Raw genomic sequence first — 14,013 nt, forward strand, 5'->3', positions numbered from 1 at the left:
CAAGCCATGACCGACACCCAAGCCGTGACCCTCAATGCCCTCGCGCTCTATGGCCTCGCGCTGCTGCTGGCCGCAGCCTTTGCGGCGCAACTCGTGCTGCACGAGCTACCTTGCCCGCTATGTTTGTTGCAGCGCATCCTTTTCGCCCTGCTGGCGATCGGACCGATCCTGAACATCCGCTTCGGACCGCGGCCGAGCCACTATGCCTTGTCGCTGCTGACAGCTGTCCTCGGCGCCGCGGTCTCGACCCGGCAGGTGCTGCTGCACATCCTTCCCGGCGACGCCGGCTACGGGTCGGCGCTGCTCGGCCATCATTACTACACGTGGGCACTGACCGGATTCATCGCCGCGATCGTCCTGCTCGCGGCCATGCTGCTGTTCGACCGCCAGTTCGACCATCGCGCGGCGCCGGGCGTCGCGCCCGGCAAATTCGCGCAGGGTGCGGTGTGGCTGGTGGTCGGACTGACGGCGCTGAACGTGCTTTCAACCCTGCTCGAATGCGGTTTTGCCGCCTGCGCCGACAATCCGATCGTCTATGAGTTGCTGAAGCAGGCGAGTTAGGGCCGCTTCGGAATATTGAGTCCACGTTCTACGGCCGGCCGCTTCAGACCGCGCTCCAGCCAGGCGGCGACGTTCTTGAACTGGTCGAACGCGACGAGTTCGCGCGCGCCGTAGAAGCCGATCAGGTTGCGTACCCAGCCGAGCATCGAGATGTCGGCGATAGTGTATTCATCACCCATGAACCACTGCCGCCCTTCGAGATGGGTCTCCATCACACCGAGCAGGCGCGCGGACTCGGCGACGTAGCGCTGCAGCGGCCGCTTGTCCTCGTAGTCCTTGCCGGCGAATTTATGGAAGAAACCGACCTGGCCGAACATCGGCCCTAAGCCGCCGATCTGGAAATGCACCCACTGGATCGCCTGGTAGCGGCGCGCGGCATCCGTCGGCAACAGCTTGCCGGTCTTCTCAGCGAGATATTGCAGAATCGCGCCGGACTCGAACAACGGCAGCGGCTTGCCGCCGGGGCCGTTGGGATCGAGGATCGCCGGGATCTTGCCGTTCGGGTTCAGCGACAGGAACTCCGGCGTCTTCTGGTCGTCCTTGTTGAAGTCGACGAGATGGACCTCATAGGGCAGCCCGATCTCCTCGAGCATGATCGAGACCTTCACGCCGTTCGGCGTTGGCAGCGAATAGAGCTGCAGGCGGTCCGGATGCTGGGCGGTCCAGCGCTTTGTGATGGGAAAGGCAGACAGATCGGTCATGTCGACATTCTTTGCAGGGTTGTTGTCGAATGGCTAGTGTACGGAGTGAAGTGAAAGCCGCAAGGTCTGCAACCGGCCATGAACGATCAACAGACAAGCGCGACGCTCGACCTCTCCGACGACGAACTCGCAACACATCCGACCGTGTTTGCGGCCGGCGCCTTGGCGGGTCAGGTGGTGGTCGTATCCGGCGGCGCCGGCGGCATCGGCCGCGCCATCGCATGGCTGTTCTCCCGGCTCGGCGCGCATGTCGTCGTGATCGGCCGCAATGCCGACAAGCTCGATGCGCTGGTCGACCATCTCGGCCATCGGGGCCTGAAGGCGTCGGCGTACGTTGCCGACATCAGGGATGCCGACGCGGTTGCTGCGATGTTCGACGCGCTGTGGACCGCGCATGGCCGTATCGATCATCTCGTCAACAGCGCCGGCGGCCAGTTCCCGCAAGCGGCGATCGATTTCTCGATCAAGGGCTGGAACGCGGTCATCAACACCAACCTCAACGGCACCTGGTACATGATGCAGGCCGCCGCGCAGCGCTGGCGCGACCGCAAGCATCGCGGCAGCATCGTCAACATCGTCGTGGTCACGACGCACGGCCTCTACGGCATCGCGCACACGATCGCGGCGCGCTCCGGCGTGATCGGGCTGTCGCGCGCACTCGCAGTCGAATGGGCGCCGCTCGACATCCGCATCAATTGCATCGCGCCCGGCGCGATCGAGACCGAGGGCTGGAACGTCTACAGCGAGACGACGCGCGCCGCCTATCCGCGCTCCAACCCGATGATGCGCCCGGGCACGCCCTGGGACATCGCGGAGGCCGCCGTCTATCTCGCCGCGCCCTCCGGCAAGTTCATCACCGGCGAGACGCTGACCGTCGATGGCGGCGGCCAGCATTGGGGCGAGACCTGGACCACCGGCAAGCCCGACTACTTCAAGGGCCACGAATAACGCACGCACACGCTGCCCGTCGCTCGTTCGATTACTTGCCGTCGTCGAAGCTGACGATGACGGCGGCATTCGCGATCAGGATCGGGTCGTTGCCGATATCCGACGGAATCTCGAGCCCACCCGCGATCGCCTTCACGGTCTTGGTGCCATAGGGCAATTCCTTGGCGACGGCCTCGATATCGACCGCTTCGGGATTCGGCACGGCGATCGTGACGTCGACGAACATGTCGTTGGCGGTCTTGCCGAGCATGCGGAAGAAGCCGAGGCTGGAATGGCGGATCGCGTCCGAGACCGCCCTCTTGGCGGCCTTGGTGGCGTCGCGGCCGTGGACGTCGACGCCCATGCCCATTTCGGTGATACAGCGCACGCGTGTCATGAGATTTCCTGTTGTCGTTGGCGTGAGAGACCTTCACTCCTTTGACCCCTGCGCGCGCGCCGTCAAGCCGGGTCACTCGCCCCGCTGACGCGCTTGTGATCGCTGCGCGCCAGCATCCAGGCCGCCAGACCGGCGAGGATTGCAGCGGCAACCACCATGACGCAAGCCGCGTTCCAGCCCCACGCCGAGACGACCGCGCCGACCGCGATGGGAGCCGTCACCTGGCCGAAATTGCTGCCTGTCATCAACAGACCCATCATGACCGGCACCATCGGCGCCGACCCTGCCGCTGCGGGCGCGGTCGCGAGCAACGTCGCCGGGATCAGGCCGCCAATCGCGGAGAACACCAGGCAAAGAATGAATGCGCCCCAGCCGCCGAACACCGGCAGGAAGATACCGAGCGCTGACGCGCCCATGACGACAGCGGCAGCTGCAATCAACAGAGGCCGGCTCACACCGCGCGCGAGCAGATTGCCGGCAGCGAGATTGCCGACGACGTTGCCGGCCGCGGCCAGCGCACTGAGCCCGCCGGCGCCCTGGCTGGAGACGCCGAGCCGCTCGGTCAGAAGGATCGGCAGGAAGCTGAACACTGCAAAGAGCATCAGGCTGTAGAGCCCGAACAGCACCATTAGAAACGCTGGCGTACGGCGCCGCGCCAGCGCAGTTGCCTCTTGCATCAGCCGGCGCGTGCCGGGCCGGTGCGCGGTGAGACCTCCGGCACGATGACACTGGCAAGCACGAACAGCAGAGCGGCAAACGCGGCGCTCGCCCACCAGATCGCGCGCCAGCCGTCGAATATCGGACCTGCGACCAGCGCCAGCGCGATTCCGAACGGGATCACGCAACTCCACACCGCCATGGTGATGTCGCGCGCACCGACATCGACCACGCGATTGAGCAATGCGGGGGCGGAAACCATCACCAGCAGGAAGCCAAGCCCCTCCAGCAGGCGCGATCCCAGCAGCACCGCAAGCTGCGGCGCCAGCGCGCCCGACGCCGCACCGAGCGCAATCGCCGCAAGGCCGCACAGCAGCACCCTGCGCGCGCCGACCGAGGCAAAGGCGCTGCTCGGCAATGCCCGCGACCTGTTGCTCCGGGTCGACGCGATGCGGGCGCGGGCGCACGGCCTTGGCGAGGGAGTGGAATCGGAACTCGCGCTGGTGGTCGACACGCTGTTTCCGGTCGCCGCAGTCGACGCGGCGCTTACGGAAATGCGCTCGGCCTATCCGTCCGTGAGCGTGCGGCTCGCGGTCGAACCGATGGGCGGCCCGATCGCAGCTTTGACCGAGCGGCGCAGTGCGCTTGCCGTCACCGTCGGCGAGGATTTTCGCGATCCCCGCCTTGCGCTCGATGCGATATGCGCCGTGCAGATCGTAGCCGTCGCCTCTGCCGACCATCCGCTCGCGCGCCGCGGCCGCAAGGGCGTCGCCGACCTCGCCGATCATCTGCAGATCGTGCTGTCGGATCCGACGCCGCTGTCGGAAGGCCGCAGCTTCGGCGTGCTCTCGCCGCAGGTTTGCAGGGTGAGCAATCAGGACACCAAGCACGCCATGATCCTGGCCGGGCTCGGCTGGGGCCGGCTGCCGCTCTGGCAGGTTTCGCGCGACCTGAAGGAGCGTCGCCTGGTGCGGGTCGAAACCGGCGCACTCGGCCGCAACGCGGCGCTCGCAATGGAGGCCTATCTCGCGCACCGGCTCGACGAGCCGCTCGGGCCCGCCGCACGCGCGTTTGCCGATGCGCTGACGCAGATCGCCACACGCAGCAGCGAGCTCAAACGGAAGACGACGACACGCAAGCCGCGCTGAAACTTTTGGATCGCGATCATTTCCCTTGTTGACATCGACCATGACGAGGCGTATGTCCCGCAACCTTCGCGAGCACTGCCGTTCGCGATCGAACATGAGCACGATGATGCATTACGGATTTGAAAAATTCCGCAGACTGTCGAACGGCCTCCGGCCGATCGACAGCGTGTGCCCGGCTCATGGGAGCGATCTCGCATAATGCGAGGTCGACAGTCCGCCTTACACGGACCCTCCCGAGCCAGCCGCTCCGGAGGGTTTTTTGTTGTCCGAAGCACGGCTCATCTGAACTGCCCGGCGCAAGCCGGAACGGGAGACCCGGATCCCGGGGCCCGCGCGGACACGCGCGTGCCCAAGCGCGCGGGGCCTGCCGGAGGGAACGAGGCGATGAGCCGGACACCGATGGCAGAGTGAACTCCAAGGAGTTCGCAAACGGCGGCGCGTCGACAGCGCCGCGACGAAATTTTCTATTCGGTTTGCCGCATCGCTGCGGCTCAACCGACGCTGGTGGTGAAGATACCGGATACTTCGCTCCCCGGTGGATGCGGGCTCGACGCCCGCGCTTGACGCACGCACCGGGGATGCGGCCTCGCGAGGGTTCGCGCGCGCCCCGGCACGGTCTACATCCGCGAGGATGATGCCGTGTTGCGTCGCCCACCAATCCGAGATCGCCTGTTCCCCAGCGTACCCTTCGCCGATGCGCAAGCATCGGTCTGGCGGTGGTGAAGATGTCTGTTACTTCGTGGTAAGGCACTTCGGTGCCGAGCGGGTTCGAGGCCCGCACGCCGAAAGGCGGTTCGCCCGCAAGGGCAGCGACAGCATCGGCTGTTCCCCGCCAACCCTCTCCACGCCCGTGGTGAAGATCGCTGTTACATCGTCTGTGAAACGAGAGGTCGCGGGTTCGACTCCCGCCCGGCGTCATGTGCGCTGGTAGCTCAGCGGTAGAGCGCTTCCCGATCGGCAGGGTAAGCTGCCGGCTGGGGTCTCAGCAATCGCCTGTTCCCGGGTCGTGGTGTTCGATCGTTGGCATGGCGTCCTCGCAAACGCTTTCGTTTGCTAGGACGTCGTGCCGACAGCCGGTGGTGAAGAGTGCTGTTACTTCGGATCGCCAGTTGAGGGTTCGATTCCCTCCGGACCAAGTGTCCGCCGCTCGATGGTCGAGCAAGCGAAGCCCGCAAGGGCAGTCCAGGCTCGTCTGTTCCCCGGCACCACGTTCCAATCCATACTCACACAGAAAGGAGGCCATCATGGCCACGATCAACAAGATCATGCGCGCCTTCACCCGCGAGGGGGCGCGCGGCAAGCGCTTCACGCCCGAGATGGAGCTTCGGCGCGCGCTGCTGAACTGCCTCCTGTGGGAGAACCAGTTCTACGAGGATGGCGTCGCGATCGCCGATCGCATCAAGGCGCTGGTGCCGAAGGTCGAGCCAGCGCGTGTGGCGGAGCTCGCCATCGCCGCCCGCGAGACCATGAAGCTGCGGCATGCGCCGTTGCTGGTGGTCCGCGAGATGGCACGGCGCGCGACCCACCGTGGCCTCGTCGCCGATACGCTGGCGCGGGTGATCCAGCGGCCGGACGAGATGACCGAGCTGCTTGCGATCTACTGGGCCGATGCGCTCGGACCGCAGCAGCAGCGCAAGCGTCAGCCGGTCTCGGCGCAGATCAAGAAGGGACTGGCGCGGGCGCTCACCAGGTTCGACGCCTACCAGCTCGCGAAGTACGATCGCGACGGCGCGGTGCGGATCAAGGACGTGCTGTTCCTGGTTCATGCCAAGCCGAAGGACGCCGCGCAGGAGAAGGTGTGGAAGCAGCTCGTCGACGGCGAGCTGGCCTCGCCCGACACCTGGGAGGTTTCGCTCTCGTCCGGCAAGGACAAGCGCGAGACTTTCGAGCGGCTGATCGCCGAGAAGCGGCTCGGCGGGCTGGCGCTGCTGCGCAACCTGCGCCTGATGCAGAAGGCGGAGGTGCCGCGCCGGACCGTTGCGGACGCGATCGAGGCGATGCGGACGGATCGTATCCTGCCCTACCGCTTCATCACGGCGGCGCGCTATGCACCCGACTTCGAGCCCGAGCTCGAGGCCGCGATGCTGAAGTCGGTCAAGGACTACGCGCGGCTGGACGGCCGCACGCGGCTCCTGATCGACGTGTCGGGTTCGATGTTCACGCCACTCTCGGCCCAGTCTGAAATGACCCGGGCGGAAGCGGCCTGCGGGCTCGCGATCCTCGCCCGCGAGGTCTGCGACGAGGTGGAGATCTTCACGTTCAGCAATGAGGTCGTGAAGCTGCCGCCGCGCCGTGGCTTCGCGCTGCGCGATGCGATCATCGGCTCGCAGCCGCATGGCGGGACGTATCTCGGCAAGGCGGTGACGGAGATCGACCGCAAGGGCGATCGCCTGATCGTCTTCACCGACGAGCAGAGCCACGACCAGGTGCCCGCCCCCAGGGGGCGCGGATACATGGTCAACGTGGCGTCCTACCAGCACGGTGTCGGACACGGCCCGTGGACCCGGGTCGACGGCTTCTCCGAGGCCGTGATCGCGTGGATCGCGGCGTCGGAAGCAACCGCACATTGACGTCTGCATCAACAACAACGGGCCCGGACGCGCGATGCGCGCCCGGGCCCAACATTTTTTTACGTGATCGCCGCGGAGGACCGCATCAATCCTCGATCTCGCCGCTGCGGATCGCGAGCCGGATGGCCTGCGCCGTCGTCGCGACACCAAGGCGCAGCCGCGCACGCCGCAAATGGTTCTCGACCGTGCGTTCGGAGAGCCCCAGCGAGGCCGCGATGTCGGCCTGGCGCCGACCGGCGGCGATCCAGCGCAACACCTCGCGCTCGCGCGGCGACAGGGTCGACGCACCGTTGGCCTCGCGCGCTTCCAACAACCGGCGGGCGGCGCGAAAGGCCGCGGAGCCGATCATCGTCAGGGCCACACGCGCCCGCGCCGACGCGTCGATCCGCGTTCCGGCGAAGCTCATCGCGCCCTCTAGGCCAGTACGCCCGAACACCGGGACCTGCAATCCATGGAAACCGGGCCCGCGCGGCGCGCGCACCACGCGGTATTTCTCGCCGCGCGCCGACATCACCTTGGTCCAGAAAAACGCCTCATCCACATTGAGGAAGTTGCGCGTGACCGGACAGTGCCGGACATAGGTCTCGGCATCGACCGTCACGCCTCTGCCGAACCAGTCGCCCTCGACCCAGTAGATCCTGTCGACCAGGTCCTCGCGTGAGGGGGACGCCGAGAACATCACGAAGCGGTCGTAGCCGAGCGGCCCGCTCGCCGACCGCACAGCCGCCTGAATCGCGGACAAGCTCCCGCTGCCCTCGATCGCAACCACGGCTTCGATGTAGTGGTCCATGCAGATGCCATCGTATCCCGGGAAACCCCGTCGAGCGCGACCGTGCCCGTTGAGGACTTTCTCCCAAGCCAGGTGGACCTGCAAGGCGCGCACCGTTGTCCGGCCGCGGGCGGCGTGGCGGGTTCGTCGTGCCGCCTCGAGCCGGGCCGATGGCCTCAACGCCCGCCAAGCGTATCGAGCAAGGCCTTGGCCGCTGCCTTGCCGACATTGTTGGCGGCGAAGGGACTGTCTCCGGTGATCAGCTTGCGATCCTGATGCGTCTTGCCGGTGATGTCCTTGTTCAGGATCTCGACGCCGAGCGCCTGCAGCTCCTCGCCAAAGGCCCAGGTTAGCGCACCCGGCATGTAACCGATGTCGGGCGTCGTCCGATCGATGGCATCGGGGAATGCGCAGATCTTGTAACCCCTGAAAGGATAGTCGCCCTTGGCTTCGCCGACTGCGGACGCCAGAAGCGCCGCCGGACCATGGCAGAGCGAGACGATATGCTTGTCGTTGTCGAGCGCCCATTTCAAGGTGGCCTTGACGTCGAGGCTTTCAGGAAGGCCGATCAACGCACCATGGCCGCCGGGAATGAACACCGCGATGTAATCGGAATCCTTGCCGAGCTTGCGTTCGATCACGTCGGAGAGTTTCAGCGGCTGCTTCAGCTTGCCGAGATACTTCTGGTAGATGCTCTTGACCGCGTCGTCCTGGTTCGGGAACGCCCACAGCTCAAACTTGACCGGATTGCCCGACACGGTAGCGATGTCGAACTCGAAGCCGGCCTTGTCGAGATGATACATCGGCAACAAGGTCTCGACGGGATGGTTGCCGGTCGAGAACATCGTGCCGTTCTGCAACAGCAGATAGCGCTCGTCCGCGGCAATCATCAGAATTTTCCAGCGACCACCCCTGTACGCGTTGGGATAGTCCGCGCCGGACAGATCCGACTTGGCCGAGGTGAATTGCCCAAGCGAGTAAGGCGACGGAAAGAAGGCGTTGTTCTCCGCCCGATCGGCTACGGGACGCTTGTCCTGGGATTGCTCGGTCATCGAGATATCCTCTCTCGTGTGTTGCGGTCCGGCAAAGCTAAGCACGACGGGCGAAATCACGAATGAGGGATTTCCCTCAATCCACCTTGCCGAACACCCCTACCCCTGCTTCTGCAGCACCGTGACGTGCAGACGGCGGCGGATCTCCATGCCCTGGCGGCGGTAGAGCGCGATCGCCGAGACGTTGCTGGTGAAGACGTGCAGGAACGGAATCTCGCCGCGCGCCACGATCTGGCGGCCGACCGCCGACAGCAGCGCCTGGGCGTAGCCGCGGCCGCGATGGTCCGGATGCACGCAGACCGCGGTCATCTCGGTATAGTTCCCCGGCTTCATCCGTTCCCCGGTCATACCAGCTCGCCGCCAACGCGAATGCCGAAAAAGTTGCCAAGCTCATGGGTCCGCGCGCTGAACGGTCCGGGTTTTGTCATGTCCGTCAGCGTCATCATCGCAGGAACATCGACGACACCGAGCCTGACGATCTCGACGCCGGACAGAGAAAACTCCGCCGGTGTGCCGATCATCTGCTCGCCGGTCTCGGCCAGCAGCACCTTGAACTCCGGCGGCGCGATGACCGGATCTGGCGTGAACAGCACCGCGATGTCTGGCCCCGATAACAGCGCGCCGAGTGAGGCAAAACTCCCTAGCGACATGTCGACCATGTCGGCGAAGGGAGCGATCGCAACGGGAAAGCGTCGCGCCTCAGTACCGCCCTCCGCAAGGTCCCGTTGCCTTGTGGTCAGCGCGCTCCAGATCGGGCGATCAAGCGGATGGATGGGAGGGACTTCGGACATGCGGCGCTTCGCTCCTGATTTTCTTCGAAGAGAGCAAGAAGCGCCGACAAAATCCAGCGTGGCGGGATGTCGTTGCGGCTCACAATCACGCCAGCGGGATTTCGCCGGGCCGAACCGATCCTTAACCTACCTTCAGGCAGAGCTCGGTACCGCCCTTGAGCGGCAGCGTGATCGACACGAAGCCGTTCCTGGGGTCGCGCACGAACTCCAGGAAATCCGCCTCGGCATTGTCGTTCATGACATAGCCGCCGACGCGAAGCTGTGGGGCGACGATCTCGATCACCTGCCGTGCCAGCGTCGGTCCGCTGTCGCCCGGCCAGCCGTCGATCAGGATGAAGTCGACGAGACCACCGAGATCGCGCAGCGTCTGGCGCGCGTCGCCCTCGCGGATCTCGGCGTAGTCGGCAAGGCCGGCCTCGGCGAGATTGCGCTTCGCGGCCTGAACCTTGGCCGGCACGATCTCAGAGCCGATCACCGTGCCGCCGCCATTGTCGCGCATCGCGGCTGCGAAATACAGCGTCGACATTCCAACGGACGTCGCGAACTCGACGACGCGTTTGGCGCGCAGGCCGCGGCACAGCAGATAGATCAATTCGCCCTGCTCCGGGTGGATCGAAAATCCCTGCTCGGCATAATCGTTCGGATCGCGGCTCATCGCTGGATTGCCGCGCGGACCGCCCGCAGCCGGCCTGGGGCGCGAGACCTGCAGGCGCGCGATGACGGCGGCAATGCGGGCGTCAGCAATCGCACTGTGCGGTTCAGCGTTGTACATGAAGGGTCTCCTTTGCGATTGCGTCATTGCTGCAGGATTTCGGCGGCAGCACGGTCGAGGATTTTCGCGATGCGGCGCGCCTCGGCGGCATCGCAGCCGCGCTTCTGGCGCAGCGCGCTCTTCAGCGCATGACGGGCGCGGTGCACGTCGTCGGAAGCCTCGCCATCGAGATCGCTGACGCCGGCGAAGGCTTCGCGCACCTCGTCCATGCGGCGGCCGATCCGCGACAGCGCTTCGAGAATGGTGTCCGCGGTGGCGCGGTTCTCGGCGAGATGCGCCTTGCCCTGCTCGGTGATGCTGTAGAGCTTGCGCGCCGCATCCTGGGTGACGCTGGCATGGCCGATCTCCTCGAGGAAGGTCAGCGCCGGATAGATCACGCCCGGGCTTGGACTGTAGAAGCCGTCCGACCGCTCCTCGATCTTCTTGATCAGCTCATAGCCATGCGCCGGCTGCTCGCCGAGCAGCGCCAGGATGACGAGTTGCAGATCCTGCGACGAGAGCCGCCGCGATCCCGGAAAGTCGCCGCTGCCGCCCCGTCCAAAGAAGCCATGGCCGCCGCGGCCAAAGCGGTGACCGCCACGGCCGTGCCGGCCCATGGCGAAGAAGCCAAACCGGAAGCCGTCATCGTCCCGGCCGCCAAACATCGATCGTCTCATTTCCATTTCCTTACTGAAAACATATCTTCCGATATATCGATAGATACTTTGGCGACAACCCACATTTTCGTGAGCTCCAGGGCAAATCGTCGGCCGGGACTGCCGGCTCACCCGAGACTTGTCGGCATTGGTGCAGCTGGCCTATGGCTTTGAAGCCCCCAGTTCCATCGATTCATGCGCCCAAAAACCTTCGAAGCCCGTTGCCTGCGCCTGCCCGCCGCCACCAAGTTCGTGCAATGGGAGGGCACATCCGTGTTCAAGGTCGGCGGCAAGATGTTCGCGCTGGCCGGCGGCTTCGTCGCGAGCACCGGCGGCTTCATGTTCAAGACCTCGAACATGGCCTATCAGCTTCTGATCGAGCAGGAGCTGGCGCGGCCGGCGCCGTATCTGGCGCGCGCCAAATGGGTGCAATTGATCGGCAACGACGCCCTGCCCGACGCCGAGCTCAAGGCCTATCTCGGTCAGGCGCATGCGCTGATCGCATCCAAGCTGACGCGGAAATCGCGCAAGGCGCTCGGGCTCGACTGATCGGCGCGGCCGCGGTTCAGCCACCCAATGGCTTGTCGGAATCGCCCGACAGCAGTTTCGGAAACAGCTCCTTGAAGGCGAACTTGTCGTCGCCCTTGGCACGCTCGAAGCGCAGCACGACGTCGAAGCGGCTGCTCTCCCATTTGGTCGGCGGCTTGCCCTTGCTGACCGGGATCAGCGGCAGGATGTCGGCGATGATCGCCTTGTGCTCCCAGCACAGCAGCACGACACCCTTCAGCGCCAATATGGCCTTCATCAGCGCCGGCTCATCACCCTTGCCGAAATCTTCGTTCGGTGTGATGCCGCAACGTGCGGCGAGCGCCGAAATCGTCTCGGCGGGACGGCTCGACGGCGGCCGATCGGGCGTGGTGCCCGGCGTCGCGGCATAGATCGCATCGGGCTTGGCATAATCGCCGGTCGTCAGATCGGTACCGAACAATGCCGTCCATGCGCCGGCGCGCTGCCAGCCGCGGAGCACCAGCGACTCGGTATCGGACACACCGTCCGCGGTAAAGCCGGGTCCCGGCCAGGATTCGCCCGGCTTCTCGGCATGGCGGATGATGTAAAGCGTGAGCGCGTCCATGTCAGCCTCGCGTGAAAATTGCATTGTTGCGGATAAATTCGGATAGGTTGACTCTATCGCAGATCCGGCTTCCGCTTCATGAACGGCGTCACAATCTGCGAAAACTCGCGCGATACTGCGCAGCCGGCACGCCAAGCCGTTCGGTGAACACGATGCGCATCCGGTCCGCCGAGCACGCGCAGTGCATGCGAGGCAGCAATGCGCGCGGTGTCGCTGCGGCATCGCGCAACCATGCGCGGTCTTCACGCTGCCGGAGGAATGAAGCTGTCATCGGAACAGGCGCAACCACGGCGCCAGGTGAAATGCGCTCATCAGCGCGTACATCGGGACCATGCCCTGCAACGAGAACGGTCCCTGCGTGGCACCACAGATCATCTCGGCCGGCGCCAGCGCGGCCACCAGCGCCATCACGGCGAAGGTCGGCGCCGCCGCCAGCGACAGCCAGCGCGCGACCATGGCTCCGCGGCCGCTGATGCGGCCTTTCAACCAATCCTCACGTGTCTCTACTCCGGTCATCATTCGATCTCTCTGGAGATGATCCATGTCGCCATGTGCTAGGTTAGGATCGGTCTTCGGAGGGCGAGAGTGACAAGTGTGTCGGGATTCGAATGGATTCGCTGATTACGGCAGCGGCGCGCGCGCTCGCGGCGGGTGATCCCCTCGGCGCACTGAAACGGGTGGCCCTGCGCGACGATGCGCCGGCGCTGGCGCTGCGCGGCATCGCGATGGCCCGGCTCGGCGATTTCGCCCGCGCCAAGGAGCTGTTGCGGCGCGCGGGCCGCGGCTTCGGTCCGCGTGAAGCGGTCGCGCGGGCGCGCTGCGTGGTGGCCGAAGCGGAAATCGCGCTGGTGTCGCGCGACCTGTCATTTCCCAGCAAGAGCCTCGCCGCGGCGCGGGCAACGCTCGGGGCACGCGGCGACGCGCTCAACGCCGCGCACGCCGGCTATCTCGAGATCCGCCGCCTGCTGTTGATCGGGAGCCTCGATGCGGCCGAGCGCATGCTCGATGACCTCGACCCGGCGCCCTTCCCGCCGGCGCTGCGGGTCGGGCATGAACTGGTCGTCGCCGGAATCGCGATGCGGCGGCTGCGGACCAAGCTGGCGCGCGAGGCGCTGGCACGGGCAAGGGATGCCGCACGGCGCGCCCGCATCGCCGCGCTTGCGGCCGAGGTCGAAAGCACCGCTCACCTGCTCGCCACGCCCGCGGCACGCCTGATCGCGCGCGGTCACGAGCGGCCTCTGCTGCTCGAAGAGGTCGAGGCGCTGATGGCATCGGAGGCACTCGTCGTCGATGCCTGCCGCTACGTCGTGCGCGACAGCGGCACCACGGTCTCGCTGACACGACGGCCGGTGCTGTTTGCGCTCGCCCGCGCGCTTGGCGAAGCGTGGCCGCAGGACGTCTCGCGTGCCACGCTGATCGCGCGCGCGTTCCGCGGCAAGCACGCCGATGAATCGCACAGGGCACGTCTGCGAGTCGAGATCGGACGGTTGCGCCGGGCCTTGCTGCCGCTCGCCGATCTCAGCGCGACGCCTGACGGCTTCGTGCTGGAGCCGCATGGCCGCCGCGAGGTCAGCGTGCTGGCACTGCCGGTCGAGGAGGAGCATGCGGCGGTGCTGGCCTTCCTCGCCGATGGCGAGGCCTGGTCGAGCTCGGCGCTAGCGGTGGCGCTGGGCGCGAGCCAGCGCACGGTGCAGCGCGCACTCGACGCGCTGGCCGCCACGGGCAAGGTGCAGTCGGTCGGCCGCGCCCGCGCCCGACGCTGGATGACGCCGCCGGTGCCGGGATTCACGACGACGTTGTTACTCCCTGCCCCGCTGCCGAACGGCTAGAATCAGGCAGCAATCAAAAGCGTTTTCGAGCGAAGTGGGTATCGGTTCGCGTGAAGAAAACGCGTCAAAACA

At 65.9% G+C, this 14,013-nt stretch carries 16 protein-coding genes, 1 tRNA gene and 1 pseudogene; 7 read left to right on the forward strand and 11 right to left on the reverse strand.

What is annotated here, in order from left to right; all coding sequences use genetic code 11:
- Nucleotides 1-6: 6 nt before the first annotated feature.
- Complete coding sequence (locus ACVISU_RS03915) at nt 7-561, forward strand: disulfide bond formation protein B (protein ID WP_456706059.1); 555 nt, start codon at nt 7-9, stop codon at nt 559-561.
- On the opposite strand, the gene ACVISU_RS03920 is transcribed toward ACVISU_RS03915, so the two are convergent.
- Nucleotides 558-1,262: a glutathione S-transferase family protein gene (locus ACVISU_RS03920; RefSeq protein WP_456706060.1), complete on the reverse strand. Its 705-nt coding sequence runs from the start codon at nt 1,260-1,262 to the stop codon at nt 558-560. The genes ACVISU_RS03915 and ACVISU_RS03920 overlap by 4 nt on opposite strands.
- Before the next feature lie 78 nt (nt 1,263-1,340).
- Between ACVISU_RS03920 and ACVISU_RS03925 the strand changes: the two genes are divergently transcribed.
- Nucleotides 1,341-2,210, forward strand: a complete 870-nt coding sequence (locus ACVISU_RS03925) for an SDR family oxidoreductase (protein WP_456706061.1) — start codon at nt 1,341-1,343, stop codon at nt 2,208-2,210.
- Nucleotides 2,211-2,241: 31 nt separating this feature from the next.
- On the opposite strand, the gene ACVISU_RS03930 is transcribed toward ACVISU_RS03925, so the two are convergent.
- From ACVISU_RS03930 to ACVISU_RS03940, 3 genes are all read right to left on the reverse strand, one after another.
- Nucleotides 2,242-2,586 carry a Lin0512 family protein gene (locus ACVISU_RS03930; RefSeq protein ID WP_050406487.1) on the reverse strand — a complete coding sequence of 115 codons (345 nt, stop codon included), beginning with the start codon at nt 2,584-2,586 and terminating at the stop codon, nt 2,242-2,244.
- Nucleotides 2,587-2,648: 62 nt separating this feature from the next.
- Nucleotides 2,649-3,263, reverse strand: a complete 615-nt coding sequence (locus ACVISU_RS03935; protein WP_456706062.1) for an MFS transporter — start codon at nt 3,261-3,263, stop codon at nt 2,649-2,651.
- Entirely contained in the window at nt 3,263-3,661 is a 399-nt protein-coding gene (locus ACVISU_RS03940; protein WP_456706063.1) for an MFS transporter, read from the reverse strand. The genes ACVISU_RS03935 and ACVISU_RS03940 overlap by 1 nt, the downstream gene beginning before the upstream one ends.
- A 64-nt stretch (nt 3,662-3,725) precedes the next feature.
- On the opposite strand from ACVISU_RS03940, the gene ACVISU_RS03945 reads away from it, so the two are divergent.
- The 3 genes from ACVISU_RS03945 (at nt 3,726) to ACVISU_RS03955 (ending at nt 6,961) form a co-directional block, all read left to right on the forward strand.
- Nucleotides 3,726-4,391, forward strand: a complete 666-nt coding sequence (locus ACVISU_RS03945) for a substrate-binding domain-containing protein (protein ID WP_456706064.1) — start codon at nt 3,726-3,728, stop codon at nt 4,389-4,391.
- A gap of 844 nt (nt 4,392-5,235) precedes the next feature.
- Nucleotides 5,236-5,308, forward strand: a tRNA-Ser gene (locus ACVISU_RS03950).
- Nucleotides 5,309-5,635: 327 nt separating this feature from the next.
- The gene (locus tag ACVISU_RS03955) at nt 5,636-6,961 is read left to right on the forward strand and encodes a TROVE domain-containing protein (protein ID WP_456706065.1); all 1,326 of its coding nucleotides are present in this window, start codon (nt 5,636-5,638) and stop codon (nt 6,959-6,961) included.
- A gap of 85 nt (nt 6,962-7,046) precedes the next feature.
- Here the strand turns inward: ACVISU_RS03955 and ACVISU_RS03960 are convergent, their stop codons facing one another.
- The 5 genes and pseudogenes from ACVISU_RS03960 to ACVISU_RS03980 form a co-directional block, all read right to left on the reverse strand.
- Nucleotides 7,047-7,835 carry a PA1136 family autoinducer-binding transcriptional regulator gene (locus tag ACVISU_RS03960; RefSeq protein WP_456706066.1) on the reverse strand — a complete coding sequence of 263 codons (789 nt, stop codon included), beginning with the start codon at nt 7,833-7,835 and terminating at the stop codon, nt 7,047-7,049.
- 71 nt (nt 7,836-7,906) lie between these two features.
- The gene (gene hchA, locus ACVISU_RS03965) at nt 7,907-8,782 is read right to left on the reverse strand and encodes a glyoxalase III HchA (protein WP_456706067.1); all 876 of its coding nucleotides are present in this window, start codon (nt 8,780-8,782) and stop codon (nt 7,907-7,909) included.
- Nucleotides 8,783-8,881: 99 nt separating this feature from the next.
- A pseudogene (locus ACVISU_RS03970) lies at nt 8,882-9,573 on the reverse strand (GNAT family N-acetyltransferase).
- 121 nt (nt 9,574-9,694) lie between these two features.
- Nucleotides 9,695-10,345, reverse strand: a complete 651-nt coding sequence (locus ACVISU_RS03975; protein ID WP_456706068.1) for an O-methyltransferase — start codon at nt 10,343-10,345, stop codon at nt 9,695-9,697.
- A gap of 23 nt (nt 10,346-10,368) precedes the next feature.
- Nucleotides 10,369-10,989 carry a PadR family transcriptional regulator gene (locus ACVISU_RS03980; protein ID WP_050406495.1) on the reverse strand — a complete coding sequence of 207 codons (621 nt, stop codon included), beginning with the start codon at nt 10,987-10,989 and terminating at the stop codon, nt 10,369-10,371.
- Between the two features lie 186 nt (nt 10,990-11,175).
- Here ACVISU_RS03980 and ACVISU_RS03985 point away from each other — a divergent pair, with 186 nt between their 5' ends.
- Complete coding sequence (locus tag ACVISU_RS03985; protein ID WP_456706069.1) at nt 11,176-11,529, forward strand: MmcQ/YjbR family DNA-binding protein; 354 nt, start codon at nt 11,176-11,178, stop codon at nt 11,527-11,529.
- A gap of 16 nt (nt 11,530-11,545) precedes the next feature.
- Here ACVISU_RS03985 and ACVISU_RS03990 read toward each other — a convergent pair whose 3' ends face one another.
- Both ACVISU_RS03990 and ACVISU_RS03995 read right to left on the reverse strand, forming a co-directional pair.
- Complete coding sequence (locus ACVISU_RS03990) at nt 11,546-12,112, reverse strand: histidine phosphatase family protein (RefSeq protein WP_456706070.1); 567 nt, start codon at nt 12,110-12,112, stop codon at nt 11,546-11,548.
- A gap of 267 nt (nt 12,113-12,379) precedes the next feature.
- Complete coding sequence (locus ACVISU_RS03995) at nt 12,380-12,631, reverse strand: hypothetical protein (protein ID WP_456706071.1); 252 nt, start codon at nt 12,629-12,631, stop codon at nt 12,380-12,382.
- An 89-nt stretch (nt 12,632-12,720) separates the two neighbouring features.
- Between ACVISU_RS03995 and ACVISU_RS04000 the strand changes: the two genes are divergently transcribed.
- Complete coding sequence (locus tag ACVISU_RS04000; protein WP_456706072.1) at nt 12,721-13,941, forward strand: helix-turn-helix domain-containing protein; 1,221 nt, start codon at nt 12,721-12,723, stop codon at nt 13,939-13,941.
- Nucleotides 13,942-14,013: the final 72 nt, after the last annotated feature.

It is taken from the genome of Bradyrhizobium sp. USDA 4452 (assembly GCF_054063575.1).

Coding starts and splice junctions, on each gene's coding strand:
- ACVISU_RS03915 (WP_456706059.1), top strand. CDS start 7: ATGACCGACACCCAAGCCGTGACCCTCAATGCCCTCGCGCTCTATGGC.
- hchA (WP_456706067.1), bottom strand. CDS start 8,782: ATGACCGAGCAATCCCAGGACAAGCGTCCCGTAGCCGATCGGGCGGAG.
- ACVISU_RS03930 (WP_050406487.1), bottom strand. CDS start 2,586: ATGACACGCGTGCGCTGTATCACCGAAATGGGCATGGGCGTCGACGTC.
- ACVISU_RS03985 (WP_456706069.1), top strand. CDS start 11,176: ATGCGCCCAAAAACCTTCGAAGCCCGTTGCCTGCGCCTGCCCGCCGCC.
- ACVISU_RS03925 (WP_456706061.1), top strand. CDS start 1,341: ATGAACGATCAACAGACAAGCGCGACGCTCGACCTCTCCGACGACGAA.
- ACVISU_RS03990 (WP_456706070.1), bottom strand. CDS start 12,112: ATGGACGCGCTCACGCTTTACATCATCCGCCATGCCGAGAAGCCGGGC.
- ACVISU_RS03955 (WP_456706065.1), top strand. CDS start 5,636: ATGGCCACGATCAACAAGATCATGCGCGCCTTCACCCGCGAGGGGGCG.
- ACVISU_RS03980 (WP_050406495.1), bottom strand. CDS start 10,989: ATGTTTGGCGGCCGGGACGATGACGGCTTCCGGTTTGGCTTCTTCGCC.
- ACVISU_RS03920 (WP_456706060.1), bottom strand. CDS start 1,262: ATGACCGATCTGTCTGCCTTTCCCATCACAAAGCGCTGGACCGCCCAG.
- ACVISU_RS03995 (WP_456706071.1), bottom strand. CDS start 12,631: ATGATGACCGGAGTAGAGACACGTGAGGATTGGTTGAAAGGCCGCATC.
- ACVISU_RS03975 (WP_456706068.1), bottom strand. CDS start 10,345: ATGTACAACGCTGAACCGCACAGTGCGATTGCTGACGCCCGCATTGCC.
- ACVISU_RS03935 (WP_456706062.1), bottom strand. CDS start 3,263: ATGCAAGAGGCAACTGCGCTGGCGCGGCGCCGTACGCCAGCGTTTCTA.
- ACVISU_RS04000 (WP_456706072.1), top strand. CDS start 12,721: ATGGATTCGCTGATTACGGCAGCGGCGCGCGCGCTCGCGGCGGGTGAT.